The organism is Paenibacillus camelliae, assembly GCF_023715345.1.
Taxonomy (GTDB): domain Bacteria; phylum Bacillota; class Bacilli; order Paenibacillales; family Paenibacillaceae; genus Pristimantibacillus; species Pristimantibacillus camelliae.
Genome location: NZ_JAMBNY010000104.1, coordinates 1 through 231, shown reverse-complemented (window position 1 = coordinate 231; position 231 = coordinate 1). Strand labels below are relative to the sequence as shown.

1 rRNA gene is annotated in these 231 nt (G+C 48.5%); it reads left to right on the top strand.

Annotated features, from left to right (window positions below):
- Window positions 1-231: ribosomal RNA gene (locus tag M3180_RS22605) — 23S ribosomal RNA — on the top strand; the annotation flags it as partial.

Sequence of the window (231 nt, the reverse complement as noted above, 5' to 3'; positions counted from 1 at the left end):
CCACCATTTAAAGAGTGCGTAATAGCTCACTGGTCGAGTGACTCTGCGCCGAAAATGTAACGGGGCTAAACACACCACCGAAGCTATGGCAGGTACCATTTGGTACTTGGGTAGGGGAGCGTTGAATACGGATTGAAGTCAGACCGTAAGGACTGGTGGACTGTATTCAAGTGAGAATGCCGGTATGAGTAACGAAAAGACAAGTGAGAATCTTGTCCGCCGTAAGCCTAA